This window comes from Flavobacterium sp. (genome assembly GCF_044368625.1).
In the GTDB taxonomy this organism is placed as follows: Bacteria; Bacteroidota; Bacteroidia; order Flavobacteriales; family Flavobacteriaceae; genus Flavobacterium.
In genome coordinates, this window is record NZ_JBIPPD010000071.1 from 1 (window position 1) to 13,899 (window position 13,899).

Genomic DNA, 13,899 nt, shown 5'->3' on the forward strand with positions numbered 1-13,899 from the left:
GAATTGATTTCAATAAATCAATAACGTGCTCTTCCAATTCTTGCTTGTTGATGACAATTTTCATTCCTTGACCGCCCAATACATACGAAGGTCGAACCAATAAAGGGAAATCCAAAGTGTCTGCTAACTTTGAAGCTTCTTCGGCGCTTTCAGCAATTCCAAATTTTGGAAAAGGAATATTTAAAGTCGTTAAAAGTTCCGAAAACCGACCTCTATCTTCAGCTAAATCCAAAGCATCAAAACTGGTTCCTAAAATTTTAATTCCGTATTTCGAAAGTTTTTCAGCTAGTTTCAAAGCGGTTTGTCCACCTAACTGAACAATAACACCTTCGGGTTTTTCGTGTCGAATAATATCGTAAATATGTTCCCAGAAAACAGGTTCGAAATACAATTTATCTGCCGTATCAAAGTCGGTCGAAACCGTTTCTGGATTACAATTGATCATGATGGTTTCATAACCGCATTCTTTTGCGGCCAAAACGCCGTGAACACATGAATAATCAAATTCAATTCCTTGTCCGATTCTGTTTGGACCGGATCCTAAAACAATTACTTTTTTCTTATCGGTTACAATACTTTCGTTGTGAACATATCTTGTCCCGTCCACTTTTTCTACTTCTGCTTCAAAAGTCGAATAATAATAAGGTGTTAATGCTGTAAATTCGGCAGCACAAGTATCAACTAATTTGTAAACGCGGTTGACTTGTTTTTCCTCACGCAATTTGTATACTTGACTTTCTAAGCAACCCATCATGTGGGCAATTTGGCGGTCGGCAAAGCCTTTTTGTTTGGCCTCTAAAAGCAACTCTTTTGGAAGTGTATCAATTTTGAAATTAGAAATTTCGCGTTCCAATGCATACAATTCCTCATATTGCTTCAAGAACCACATGTCGATTCTGGTAATTTCGTGTATTCTACTCAACGGAATTCCCATTTGAATGGCGTCGTAAATCACAAAAACACGATCCCAACTCGCATAAGTTAGTTTTTCGATGATTTGCTCGTAATTTTTATATCCTTTTCCGTCGGCACCTAAACCGTTTCTTTTGATTTCTAGGGATTGTGTGGCTTTGTGCAAAGCTTCTTGAAACGAACGTCCGATTCCCATGACTTCGCCTACTGATTTCATCTGAAGTCCCAAAGTTCGATCGGCTCCTTCGAATTTATCAAAGTTCCAACGTGGTATTTTTACGATTACATAATCCAAAGTCGGTTCGAATAATGCCGAAGTAGATTTGGTAATTTGGTTTTGTAATTCATCTAAAGTGTAACCCAAAGCCAGTTTCGAAGCAATTTTCGCAATTGGATAACCTGTCGCTTTTGAAGCCAAAGCCGAAGATCTGGAAACACGAGGATTGATTTCAATGGCGACAATATCTTCTTTTTCGTCGGGTGAAACAGCAAATTGCACGTTACAACCTCCGGCAAAGTTTCCGATACTTCGCATCATCAAAATCGCCATATCGCGCATTTTTTGGAAAGTGGTATCCGACAACGTCATGGCTGGAGCAACTGTTATGGAATCTCCCGTGTGAATTCCCATCGGATCCATATTTTCAATCGAACAAATGATGACTACGTTGTCGTTTTTATCGCGTAAAAGTTCTAATTCGTATTCTTTCCAACCCAATAATGCTTTATCAATTAAAACTTCATGAATAGGCGACATTTCGAGACCATACGTCAGTTTTTCGTCAAATTCTTCTTTGGTGTGTACAAAAGCAGCTCCAGTTCCTCCAAGCGTAAATGATGGACGAATAACGAGCGGAAAACCAAATTCTTGTGCAATTTCTTTCCCTTGCAAGAATGAAGTTGCTATTTTTGCTGGTGCAGCAGGAATACCTATTCGTTGTAATAACTGTTTGAATTGTTCGCGGTCTTCGGTTACATTGATTGCATTGATATCTACCCCAATTAATCGAACTCCAAAATCTTCCCAAATGCCTTTTTCGTCGGCTTCCAGGCACAAGTTCAAGGCAGTTTGACCTCCCATTGTAGGCAAAACAGCGTCAATTTGCGGGTGCTCCTTTAAAATTTGGATTAACGATTTGGTTGTCAAAGGCAACAAATACACATGATCGGCCATGGAAGGATCGGTCATGATGGTTGCGGGATTGGAATTGATTAAGATAACTTCAATTCCTTCTTCGCGAATAGACCGTGCCGATTGTGATCCTGCATAATCGAATTCGCAGGCTTGTCCAATGACAATGGGTCCTGAACCAATAATTAAAAGCGATTTGATAGAGTTGTCTTTTGGCATTATGTAGTTATGTTTATGTGTTGTTGTGTATTTTCGTAGGGACAAGTCGCGACTTGCATGTACTTTATGTGTTGTTCAATTATTAAAAAAGAATGGTCTGCTTTACCGTAAAACCTAGCCCTGATAGAAGCGGTATCCTTTTTAATTTTTGTTTAAAATTAAAAAGATTTAGCGGATAGCAGGAAGTTGCTCCTGAAACAAATACTAAAATTAATCACTATTTATAAAAAGCTTTAAAAAAAAGCCGCTACTAATAAAAGTAACGGCTTGATATTGATTAGAATCTAATCATTATTTTTTGTGTCTTGGCTCACAAGAAACGGTCAACTTATGTCTTCCTTTTGCTCTTCTACGTGCTAGAACTTTTCTTCCGTTCGCAGATTCCATTCTGTCCATAAATCCGTGTTTATTTCTTCTTTTTCTTTTCGATGGTTGAAATGTTCTTTTGCTCATTGCTTTGTATCTTTAAAAATCTTTATTTAATTGCTATGTGATGGTTCCTAAAGTTTCCTTACCTTAAAACCGAGTGCAAATATACAAAGGTTTTTTTTTCTAGCAAGCAGTTTTATAAAAATATTTTCAAATGATTTTGTTACCTTTGCCAACTCAATAAAAGAACTACTATGTACCATAGAAATATTAAACTTATTATAGCCGGATTAATCATTGCAACTGGGATTTGGCAATTTACAGAAAACAATATAGGTAACGGGATTTTCCTGCTATTGCTCTCGACGATTTTTATCTTTTTGTATTTTAAAAACGAATTTATTTTGTTGGCGTTTTTTAAATTGCGAAAACAAGATTTTCCGGGTGCTCAAAAATGGCTTTCTTACATAAAAAATCCAGAAACAGCTTTGGTGCGAAAACAACAAGGCTATTTTCAATATTTACATGGCTTGATGTTGTCGCAAACCAATATTTTACAAGCTGAAAAACATTTTAAGAAAGCTTTGGAACTGGGTTTAGGAATGGATACCGATAAGGCTATCGCGAAGTTGAATTTAGCAGGTGTGGCAATGACAAGACGCAGAAAACTTGAAGCGACAAACTTATTAAACGAAGCTAAAAAACTGGACAAACAAGGCTTACTGAAAGATCAAATTAAAATGATGAAAGATCAGATGAAGAAGATTTAGGCCTCTGCCTCCAAAAGCGTCGAGACCTTCGAAAGACAGGAGTTCAGAAGTGAACGTGAAATGTAAAGAAAAAAATCCATTTTTGAATTGTTCAAAAATGGATTTTTTTTTATCTAAAAACTGAAACCTGATTATTGAACACTGCGACTGAAAACTTAATACCCGCTCGTCGGAATTTCAATCACGTATTTCTTTCTAGAAGAATTGGTAAGCTTTTTGTCTCTTAACCAAGGATTGTGGATTTTTAGAATTTTATAATTTACACCTTGTTGTTTGGCGAAAGCCGCCAAATCTGTAATTGAAGTGTCTACTTCTACTTTTCGAGTTGGAATGCCGTTGTACAATTCGTCTTGACGAAGCGTAAATCCGTACTTATCAGCGTTTTGCATAATTTCTTTCAAAGCCAAGATTCTAAAAACATAACGATAAGTTTCCTCGGTTAGTAATAAATCGTAATAATTATTTTCGCCTTGACTCGTGATTTGTCGATTGACTCCAGCCAAGCCTCCATTATAGGAAGCCGCTGCTAAAGTCCACGACCCCATTTTGTTTTTGGCATTTAGCAAATATTGGCAAGCAGCTTCGGTTGATTTGATTAAATGATAACGTTCGTCCACTTCGTCCGTTACTTCGATGCCATATTCTTTAGCTGTTGCAGGCATAAATTGCCAAAAGCCTTTGGCTCCAGCTGATGATGTTGCATTGATTAAGGCACTTTCGGCTACGGCCAAATATTTAAAATCGTCCGGGACACCATATTTTTTCAAAATGGGTTCAATTATTGGGAATTCGCGATTGGCCCTTTTCATAATAATTAAGGTCGAGGCATGAAGGTTGGAATTTACAATCAATTCGCGGTCTAAACGCTCTTTCACATCGGCAACATCTAACGGGGTTTTTTCGCCACAAAAATCTATTGCTGAAGGATAATATCTTCCTCCAACTTTATTATCCGCAAGTGGCTTAACATAAGAAACGGAGTGAATCAACGTTCCGCTTACAAGAACCAATCCTAAGATACCCGCTATTTTTTTTACTGAATTCATAGTATTTCAATTTTTTAGAAGTAAAACTGCAAAAACTGTGCTTTTATTACTTATCATCCAATATAATTTTTGGAAGATTTTCATTCATCCATCGGTATTTACTCAAAATCATAATATGAGTGCCACCAGAAACGGGAATGTAATTTTTAATATTTTTAACCGGAAACACTTCATCTAAAGTTCCGTGAATATGAATTACGGTTGGATCTGGCTGTGTTCGCTTCCATAAAAGCATTTGCTCAATTGCCCAATCCAAATACACTTTTTCACGCATTGAAAGGTATTTCTCATAGAGTTTTAATCGTTGCTTGATGGCATCGCCAAAAGAATATTTTGCAATTAACTCAACATTCTGCAACCAACTTGTAGGTAACAATTTATACGCTTTTGTAGATTTTGCAAATTTCATTCGAAGTGGAACTTCTAGATTTGTTTTTACACTTGAAATAATAATCACTTTTTTTGGATTTAGAAATTGGGCTATTTCTTGTACCAATACACCGCCAAACGAAACCCCAATTAAAACAGGATTTTCCTCTGTTATTAACTGTGACATTCGTTGGGCATAAGCCGTTAAGGTTTCTCCAATGAGCGGCATTTCCCAGTCCAAAAGGTGCATTTCAAATATGTTTTTAGGCAGTTCAATTCGCTCAAAAATCAGCGAACTTGCTGCAAGACCCGGCATAAAATAAACGTGAATTTTTTCCATCTTAAATGTTTTAACGCTGTACTAACAGCAAAAGTCATGTAAAATAACGATTTTTGTATAAAATTACTCGATTTAATGAACCTGCCTTTCTTTGATTGTTATTTTATCAATAAATTATGAAATCAAGGGCGGGAAAAATACATCGAAATGCCCGTTATATTCCGTAGTCAAAAACGCAATTGAAAATGATTTAAAAAAATTATTATGGAAATTAAAGACAATACTTTTTCAAGACAGTTTGAAACGTACTTAGAGGACCAGCTGATAACATTAGAATATTCTTTTCAGGAAAAAAAGATTTTCTTAACCCGACTAAATTTACCCGACAACTTTGAAAACGAAGCATTCATAACTGCTTTTTTAAAAGAAATTATGCAAATTGCTATTGACAACAAATGGAAAGTAGTGCCCATCTTGCCAAAAATCGCCTCTTTCTTTAGAAAAAATTCGGTTTACAAAGAACTTTTACCTCCGGGAATTAGGCTGTAAACAATTCATAAATATTGAGACACTTTTAAACAGTGGTTTTTTATTGTGAAAAAAGTTGGTATTTTTACTAAATGACAGTAAACGAACTAAATACAAACGTACTCGCTTTTTTCGAAGAAATTGAAAAATATTACGGCTCCAAAACTGAAATTACTACAGGACTTTACACCAATCTTGAAGATTTCGATTCGCACAACATTACATGGAACTTGTCTGAATTCAATTTAGTTCGGGCAGCTTATCGCAAAATTGGCGAACGATTTATGATGGAAGGAAGTGCGATGTATGTAGAAATTAGTGCCAAAAACATACTTTCATTCGAAAAAAAAGGCAGAAATAAGTTTGAATTCATCGAACAGTACAGTCCTTCCGTTTATAGAATGACGACTATTAAGTTTCATTACAAGTATTAGAAATTCCAATAATTAAATTCCAAATTCCAAACCTTTGCTGTATGTAAAGATTTGGAATTTTTCATTTCAAGCATTAAGTACAATTATCGTTTTGGATTTCAATATAAAACTTTGATTTTGATGGATAATTTTAATGTCATAAAAAGTTCACTACAAGTTTTATATAATGCAATAATTAACTTTAAAAGGGTAAATTTTCTGGCATCAAATTTGAATTGTTAAAAAAAAGCCAATAATTATTCTAGTATATCCGGAATGCTAGCCTTTATTGATGGTAAAAGTCAATACTTAATCATTAAAATTTTAATCTTTATGAAAAATTATTTTTATTTAATGGCATTCCTGTTGGTTATATTTATGAGTTGCAAGCAAGAACATAAAGAAGAAACGACAACAGAGGAAGCCGTACCGACAGAAGTACCTGAAACTCTTGATCTAGAAATGCCCGAAAATTCAGCAAGAGAAGAAAATACCGAAAGTTATGCAGAAGTAAAGGAAAACGCTTTCGAATCTCCAACACAATCACCACTTTCTACTTTCTCGATTGATGTTGATAATGCTTCTTATACAAACATTAGACGTTTTATTAATAATGGTCAAAAAGTCCCAAAGGATGCTGTTCGAGTAGAAGAAATGGTGAATTTTTTTAAATATACCTATCCTCAACCAAATAACGAACATCCGTTTTCGATTAATACAGAATTTAGTCAATGTCCGTGGAATGAAAACCATAAACTTCTAAAAATTGGTTTGCAGGGAAAAAATATTCCTATGACCAATTTACCATCTTCCAACTTGGTTTTTTTGATTGATGTTTCGGGCTCAATGAATGACGAAAATAAGTTACCATTATTAAAAGAATCGATGAAAATATTGGTAAGAGAACTTCGCGAAAAAGATAAAGTATCGATTGTGGTTTATGCTGGTTCCTCTGGAGTGGTTTTAGAGCCGACATCAGGAAATGAAAAAGAAAAAATTATGGATGCCTTTGATGATTTGGAAGCTGGAGGAAGCACAGCTGGTGGTGAAGGAATTGAATTGGCCTACAAATTAGCACAGAAAAATTTCATTAAAGGAGGAAACAATCGTGTGGTTATTGCAACCGATGGCGATTTTAACGTTGGAGCTTCATCTGATAAAGAAATGGAAGATTTGATTGAGGAAAAAAGAAAATCAGGGGTTTTTCTAACAGTTTTAGGATACGGAATGGGAAATTACAAAGACAGTAAAATGGAAATTCTAGCTAATAAAGGCAACGGAAATTATGCCTATATCGATAATATTCAAGAAGCCAATCGGTTTTTAGGAAAAGAATTCAAAGGGTCAATGTTTGCTATTGCAAAGGATGTAAAAATCCAAATCGAGTTCAATCCAAAACACGTACAAGCCTATCGATTAATTGGATATGAAAACCGAATGTTGAAAGCTGAAGATTTTAAAAATGATGCTATTGACGCTGGAGAATTGGGTAGTGGACACACCGTTACTGCTTTATATGAAATTATTCCTATTGGTGTTGAAAGTACTTATATTCCGTCTGATTTAAAATATACTAAAACAAAAAAGGAAATCGCAAATTATGATGACGAATTGGCAACCATCAAATTTAGATATAAAAAACCCGATGGCGAAAAAAGCATAGAAATGATTAAAACCATTGATAACAAATATGTTGCGTTAGACAAAAGTTCGGCTGATTTCAAATTCAGCACTGCCGTAGCTTGGTTTGGGTTGAAATTGAGAGAATCGAAATTAATATCAAACACATCACAATCCGAAATAAGAAAATTAGCTAAATCAGGATTATCAAATGATGACGAAGGTTATAAGTCTGAATTTATTCGATTGGTTGATGCGGTAAATTAAATGAACCAAAAAAAAATCAAATCCAAATTCCAATTTAATTAAAAGTTGGAATTTGGGATTTTTCATTTTGGAATTCCATTCTTACACTTCCGTCTTCGTCAATTTTCGTCAATGTAATTTCGTGCAAAGTATTGACCAATTCAGGATTCCAAGGTGTTTTTACTTTTACATAATTTTCAGTAAAACCATGGATGTAACCTTCCTTATTTTCACTTTCAAATAAAACAGTTCGGCTGGAGCCAATTTGACTTTCATAAAATGCACGACGTTTTTTAACCGAAAGTCCGCGAAGCATTTTACTTCTTTTGGAACGAACATTTGCCGGAACAACGCCTTCCATTGCAGCCGCTTCGGTATTTTCACGTTCCGAATACGTGAAAACATGGAGGTAAGAAATATCCATATCGTTCAAAAAATGATAGGTTTCCAAGAAATGTTCGTCTGTTTCGCCTGGAAAACCAACAATTACATCCACGCCAATACAAGCGTGAGGCATTACTTCTCTGATTTTATTTACTCTTTCCGTATAAACTTCCCGCAAATAACGGCGTTTCATCAATTTCAAAATAGCATTACTTCCTGATTGCAACGGAATGTGGAAATGAGGTACAAATGTGCGGCTTCTAGAAACAAATTCAATCGTCTCGTTCTTCAATAAATTCGGTTCGATGGAGGAAATCCGTAAACGTTCAATGCCTTCTACTTCATCCAATTTTTGAACCAGCTCTAAAAAAGTATGCTCGTGTTTCTTGTTTCCAAATTCTCCTTTTCCGTAATCACCAATGTTTACACCAGTCAAAACGATTTCCTTAATATCTTGAGCGGAAATATCTTTGGCATTTTGCAACACGTTTTCTAAAGTATCGCTTCGAGAAATTCCGCGAGCTAAAGGAATTGTGCAATAGGTACATTTATAATCGCATCCGTCTTGGACTTTCAAAAAGGCGCGCGTTCTATCGCCAATGGAGTAACTTCCAACGTAAAAATCAGCTTCAGAAATTTCACACGAGTGAATTTCGCCCATATCATTTTTGGACAAATCATTGATATAATCGGTGATTTTGAACTTTTCAGTTGCCCCTAAAACCAAATCCACACCATTGACATCCGCCAATTCTTCGGGTTTCAATTGGGCATAACATCCAACAGCTGCTACAAAAGCTTTATCATTGAGTTTCATTGCCTTTTTGACCACTTGCTTGAACTGTTTATCAGCATTTTCCGTAACCGAACACGTATTAATCACGTAAATATCAGCTACTTCTTCAAAATCTACGCGTTCAAAACCTTCTTCTTGAAAATTTCGAGCAATGGTAGAAGTTTCAGAGAAATTCAACTTGCAACCAAGGGTGTAAAATGCTACTTTTTTTTTAGTCAATGTCATTATCGGGAGCCCAAGCGGGAAATAGGTATTTTAGTTATATTTACATTTTGCAAATAGGGTACAAATTTACAAACAATATTTTTTAAAATGAAATCAATAAGTTACTATATATCACTATTTTGCATCGCTTTAAGTTTGCTTTCCTGCCGAAAAGAAGCTAATTCAGAACACGAACATTTGGTTTTCCGATACAACGAAGACGCGAATATCACCTCGTTAGATCCCGCTTTTTCTAAAGTACAAACCAATATTTGGGCTTGTAATCACTTATTTAATGGACTTGTTCAGCTTGATGAAGAATTAAATGTGCTTCCTGATATTGCAAAATCGTGGGTGATTTTGGATGCAGGAACTACCTATCAATTTACTTTACGAAACGATGTTTACTTCCATAAAAACGCCTCCTTTGGAAAAGACAGCACTCGAACGGTAAAAGCACAAGATTTTACCTACTCTTTTAATCGAATTTTAGACGAAAAAGTAGCTTCCCCCGGACGGTGGATTATGCAAAATGTAGCCTCCTTTAAAACCATCAACGATAGTGTTTTTGAAATAAAATTACACAAACCATTTCCTGGCTTTTTAGGTTTGCTTGCGATGAAATATGCATCGGTTGTTCCAAAAGAAGTGGTGGAAAACCCCGAAAATGATTTTCGTTCAAACCCGATTGGAACGGGCCCTTTTCAATTTAAACTTTGGGAAGAAAACGTAAAATTAGTATTGCGAAAAAATCCGTTGTACTTCGAAAAAGATGCTGAAGGTTATAGTTTACCGTATTTAGATGCCGTCGCCATCACTTTTTTACCCGACAAACAGAGTGGATTTCTGCAGTTTATCCAAGGAAAATTGGATTTTATTTCCGGATTAGATCCATCCTATAAAGATGAAATTTTGACACAACGCGGTACTTTGCAAGAAAAATATCAAAACGAAATCAACTTGATTACAGGACCTTATTTAAATACCGAATATCTCGGATTTCGATTGGATGGCACGAGTGAAGCGCTAAAAAATAAAAGCATTCGTCAAGCGATGAATTACGGATTTGACCGAAAAAAATTAATTCTATATTTGCGGAACGGGATGGGAACTCCAGCAACAAGCGGTATGATTCCGAATGGTTTGCCTAGTTTTCAGGCCTTTGAAGGCTATGATTATAATCCTGAAAAAGCAATTGCTTTAATAGCAAAGTACAAAAAGGAAACAGGTGATAAAAACCCAAAAATATTTCTAAGCACCAACGCGTCGTATATTGATATCGCCGAATTTCTGCAACGCGAATGGCAAAAAATTGGACTGAATGTCTCGGTAGATATCAATCCGCCATCGACTTTGCGACAAGCCATTTCTACAGGAAAAGTTTCGTTTTTTAGAGCAAGCTGGATTGCCGATTATCCCGATGCGGAGAATTACTTGTCGTTGTTTTACAGCAAAAATTTCGCGCCAAATGGACCGAATTACACCCATTTCAAAAGTGAAAAATTCGATCAGTTGTACGAAAATGCTTTTAAGGAAACAGAAACCGATAAACGCTATAAACTGTACCGAGAAATGGATCAATTGATTATTGAAGAAGCGCCTGTTATTCCGTTGTTTTACGACAAAGTGGCTCGTTTTAGTCGGAAAGAAGTGCAACATTTAGGTATTAACGGACTCAACATGTTGGATTTAAAACGCGTTAAAAAGTCCAAAAAATAATTTTTTTCTGCAAAAGCACTCCATAGAAAGCAAATTTTCAGTAAATTGCTATCCTAAATTCAAAAATGCCCTAAAGCAATGAACACAAAAAATATTTTAACCGCATTTCTTATAACAAGTTCATTTTTAACTTTTGCACAACAAAAAGGAAAATCAGCCCAATTACCAAAGGAAGCCAACACTTTTTTAGAAGCTAACTTTAAAGGAGTTGAAATTCAGAATGTAAAAAAGGAAAAACAAGGAACCACGTTTAAATACGAAGTGAAATTGGTTAATGGTGCAGCGATCGAATTTAATAACCGAGGTCGATGGCAAGAATTGGAATCAAATGCAGCTTCGCTACCTACAACAATGTTGCATTCAAGTGTAGCAAGCTACATTCAAAAAAATTACGCCGGGGCTACGGTTACAGAAGTTAAAAAAGGAATTCGTTTTAATTTTGTTGAAATCAATAACAGTGAAACACTGCAATTTGATTCTGAAGGGAAATTTATCAAACTTTTGGTTGAGTAAAAAGCAAAATAAAAGCCTTAGTTTGTCACTAAGGCTTTGTTATTTTTAGGCGTCTTTGCGCCATTTTTTGGTATCCTCAAAAACGTGTTCCAAAATACGTTGTTCTTTTTCATCAAAATCTACATTACGTCTTGACATTACAATTCGTGTGGTTTCAAACGCTTTTTTGGTAATATAGGTCGAAAATCCCGAAGCGCCTCCCCAAGAAAAACTGGGAACAAAATTTCGAGGAAAACCACTTCCAAAAATATTGGCACTTACTCCAACTACTGTTCCGGTATTAAACATCGTATTGATACCGCATTTACTGTGGTCGCCCATCATCAAACCGCAAAATTGCAAACCTGTTTTGGCGAAATTTTCGGTTTCATAGCTCCACAATTTCACTTCTTCGTAATTGTTTTTCAAATTAGAATTGTTAGAATCTGCACCAATGTTACACCATTCTCCCAACACAGAATTCCCTAAAAACCCGTCGTGACCTTTATTAGAATAGCCGAAGAGTACCGAATTATTAACTTCGCCACCAATTCTCGAATGCGGCCCAACAGTCGTCGCTCCGTACACCTTAGTCGCCAATTTTACTTGAGCTCCTTCGCACAAAGCAAAAGGGCCACGAATTACGGACCCCTCCATAATTTCGGAGTTTTTACCAATATAAATAGGTCCCGTAGAAGCATTTAAGGTAACAAATTCCAACTTTGCTCCTTCCTCGATAAAAATATTTTCGGGCGAAATGACGTTCACACTTTTGGGAATCGGTTGTGATCTTCGGTCTTCTGTTACTAATTCGAAATCTTCTCGAAGAGCCGCATCGTTTTTTTGAAAAATATCCCAAGTGTTTTTGACCGTTAAAACATCCTCCGTGAACTCGATGATTTCGTAAGTATCAAAATCAACTTCTTCTTGAGAATCTTGTGTAAAAAAAGCAATTACCTCATCGCCTTTAAAAATGGCTTGATTGACTTCTAAGTTAGAAACCATTTCCGACAAAACAGCATTTGGCAAAAAAGAAGCATTGATCATGATGTTTTCTTCCATCTCAACCATTGGATATTTCTCTTGCAGATATTCCTCTGTAACTGTGGTGGTTGTAGAACCCAAATAATTTTCCCATTTTTCGCGAATGGTTAAAATCCCGATGCGAATATCGGCAACAGGTCGTGTAAAAGTGAACGGTAATAACGCATTTCGAACGGTTCCGTCAAAAAGTATGTAGTTCATTGTAGATAATTTCAGATTATTTGCGAGTCAAAGTTACAAACTAAAAATGATTTTTGAGCATAAAAAAAGCCTTCCAAAAATGAAAGGCTTTCTATAATAAGTAACACTATGTAAATTATTTAGTGTGTTTAGCGTATTTGGTTTTAAATTTATCAATACGTCCTGCTGTATCAATAAGTTTAGATTTACCTGTGTAAAAAGGGTGAGAAGTTCTAGAAATCTCCAATTTAACTACTGGATATTCAACACCTTCGTGCTCGATTGTTTCTTTTGTTTCTGCTGTAGATTTAGTGATAAAAACTTCGTCGTTAGACATGTCTTTAAATGCAACTAATCTGTAATTCTCTGGATGAATTCCTTTTTTCATGGTAAATGTTTTTTATTCGTTTATTGAAATAATTCGTTTTGAGGCTTTTTCTTTTCATTGAAAAAGGTATAAACGCTTTACAACTTTTTGTTTACTCTGTTTTTAATTTCAGAGTGCAAAAATACACTTATTTTTTTAAATACAAATCTTTAATGCTCTTTTTTTAATCGATTTAGAAAATCATTTTTAAAAATACTACAAGCGGATTTGTTATCTTTGTACCTTATATTTTGAACCAAATACTAATGACCTATCCTTTAAAAAAAATTGGATTTCGAAATGGCTTCATTTTGGGATGCCTTTTGATTTTGTTTTCTACTTACATTAATGTTTATCGTTCTGAATTGTATGCAGATGTTTGGCTCGGTTTTGCCGCTGTATTTGTAATCATTGCTTTCGGAATTTTATCTATTTTACAAACCAAAAAAAGATTAGGAGGACTAATTTCTTTTAAAGAAGCTTTTTCCAGCTATTTTTACACCATTTTGTTGGGAAGTTTTATGAGTTCATTTTATTTATTGTTATTGTACTTGTTTATTCTTTCACCCGAAACGAAGGAAGTTCTCAAGCAGGTTATGATTGATTATGGCATCAATACAATGAAACAAAATTTAGCAACGCAAAAAGACATTGACCAAGCTTTGGAAATGTCTAAAACCTTAAATCCTTTTAGTGCCCAACAAGTACTTGCTGGTTTTATCAAATATCTTTTGAGAGATTGTCTTATTGGATTTTTAGTAGCCCTAATTTTTAGAAACAAGCGAACCCTATAATATGAATATATCGAT

General features: G+C 35.2%; 14 protein-coding genes. 7 read left to right on the plus strand and 7 right to left on the minus strand.

Annotated features, from left to right (window positions below):
• A partial coding sequence (gene carB / locus ACIQ2X_RS07280; RefSeq protein ID WP_396178268.1) for a carbamoyl-phosphate synthase large subunit occupies nucleotides 1-2,263 on the minus strand: 2,263 nt, incomplete at its 3' end.
• A 291-nt stretch (nucleotides 2,264-2,554) separates the two neighbouring features.
• Nucleotides 2,555-2,716, minus strand: coding sequence for a 50S ribosomal protein L34 (gene rpmH, locus ACIQ2X_RS07285; RefSeq protein WP_022828464.1), 162 nt, complete (start codon nucleotides 2,714-2,716; stop codon nucleotides 2,555-2,557).
• A gap of 170 nt (nucleotides 2,717-2,886) precedes the next feature.
• Between rpmH and ACIQ2X_RS07290 the strand changes: the two genes are divergently transcribed.
• On the plus strand, nucleotides 2,887-3,402 hold the full coding sequence (locus tag ACIQ2X_RS07290; protein WP_396178269.1) for a DUF2892 domain-containing protein: 516 nt from the start codon (nucleotides 2,887-2,889) through the stop codon (nucleotides 3,400-3,402).
• 155 nt (nucleotides 3,403-3,557) lie between these two features.
• Here the strand turns inward: ACIQ2X_RS07290 and ACIQ2X_RS07295 are convergent, their stop codons facing one another.
• Nucleotides 3,558-4,448 (minus strand): lytic transglycosylase domain-containing protein, encoded by an 891-nt coding sequence (locus ACIQ2X_RS07295; protein WP_396178270.1) that lies wholly within the window; start codon nucleotides 4,446-4,448, stop codon nucleotides 3,558-3,560.
• A gap of 46 nt (nucleotides 4,449-4,494) precedes the next feature.
• Nucleotides 4,495-5,157, minus strand: coding sequence for an alpha/beta fold hydrolase (locus tag ACIQ2X_RS07300; RefSeq protein WP_396178271.1), 663 nt, complete (start codon nucleotides 5,155-5,157; stop codon nucleotides 4,495-4,497).
• Between the two features lie 204 nt (nucleotides 5,158-5,361).
• Between ACIQ2X_RS07300 and ACIQ2X_RS07305 the strand changes: the two genes are divergently transcribed.
• The 3 genes from ACIQ2X_RS07305 to ACIQ2X_RS07315 all read left to right on the plus strand — a co-directional run bounded on the left by ACIQ2X_RS07305 (nucleotide 5,362) and on the right by ACIQ2X_RS07315 (nucleotide 7,925).
• Entirely contained in the window at nucleotides 5,362-5,646 is a 285-nt protein-coding gene (locus ACIQ2X_RS07305) for a GNAT family N-acetyltransferase (RefSeq protein ID WP_396178272.1), read from the plus strand.
• 71 nt (nucleotides 5,647-5,717) lie between these two features.
• Nucleotides 5,718-6,059 carry a hypothetical protein gene (locus ACIQ2X_RS07310; protein ID WP_396178273.1) on the plus strand — a complete coding sequence of 114 codons (342 nt, stop codon included), beginning with the start codon at nucleotides 5,718-5,720 and terminating at the stop codon, nucleotides 6,057-6,059.
• Between the two features lie 312 nt (nucleotides 6,060-6,371).
• Complete coding sequence (locus ACIQ2X_RS07315) at nucleotides 6,372-7,925, plus strand: von Willebrand factor type A domain-containing protein (RefSeq protein ID WP_396178274.1); 1,554 nt, start codon at nucleotides 6,372-6,374, stop codon at nucleotides 7,923-7,925.
• 34 nt (nucleotides 7,926-7,959) lie between these two features.
• On the opposite strand, the gene mtaB is transcribed toward ACIQ2X_RS07315, so the two are convergent.
• Nucleotides 7,960-9,309 carry a tRNA (N(6)-L-threonylcarbamoyladenosine(37)-C(2))-methylthiotransferase MtaB gene (gene mtaB, locus ACIQ2X_RS07320; RefSeq protein WP_396178275.1) on the minus strand — a complete coding sequence of 450 codons (1,350 nt, stop codon included), beginning with the start codon at nucleotides 9,307-9,309 and terminating at the stop codon, nucleotides 7,960-7,962.
• Between the two features lie 87 nt (nucleotides 9,310-9,396).
• Between mtaB and ACIQ2X_RS07325 the strand changes: the two genes are divergently transcribed.
• Together ACIQ2X_RS07325 and ACIQ2X_RS07330 are read left to right on the plus strand one after the other, a co-directional pair.
• Nucleotides 9,397-11,007 carry an ABC transporter substrate-binding protein gene (locus ACIQ2X_RS07325; protein ID WP_396178276.1) on the plus strand — a complete coding sequence of 537 codons (1,611 nt, stop codon included), beginning with the start codon at nucleotides 9,397-9,399 and terminating at the stop codon, nucleotides 11,005-11,007.
• Between the two features lie 78 nt (nucleotides 11,008-11,085).
• Nucleotides 11,086-11,520, plus strand: a complete 435-nt coding sequence (locus ACIQ2X_RS07330) for a PepSY-like domain-containing protein (RefSeq protein WP_396178277.1) — start codon at nucleotides 11,086-11,088, stop codon at nucleotides 11,518-11,520.
• 45 nt (nucleotides 11,521-11,565) lie between these two features.
• Here ACIQ2X_RS07330 and ACIQ2X_RS07335 read toward each other — a convergent pair whose 3' ends face one another.
• Nucleotides 11,566-12,744, minus strand: a complete 1,179-nt coding sequence (locus ACIQ2X_RS07335) for a GlmU family protein (RefSeq protein WP_396178278.1) — start codon at nucleotides 12,742-12,744, stop codon at nucleotides 11,566-11,568.
• Nucleotides 12,745-12,859: 115 nt separating this feature from the next.
• The gene (locus ACIQ2X_RS07340; protein WP_396178279.1) at nucleotides 12,860-13,111 is read right to left on the minus strand and encodes a type B 50S ribosomal protein L31; all 252 of its coding nucleotides are present in this window, start codon (nucleotides 13,109-13,111) and stop codon (nucleotides 12,860-12,862) included.
• A 245-nt stretch (nucleotides 13,112-13,356) separates the two neighbouring features.
• Between ACIQ2X_RS07340 and ACIQ2X_RS07345 the strand changes: the two genes are divergently transcribed.
• Nucleotides 13,357-13,884, plus strand: coding sequence for a DUF4199 domain-containing protein (locus ACIQ2X_RS07345; RefSeq protein ID WP_396178280.1), 528 nt, complete (start codon nucleotides 13,357-13,359; stop codon nucleotides 13,882-13,884).
• The last annotated feature ends 15 nt before the right edge of the window (nucleotides 13,885-13,899 follow it).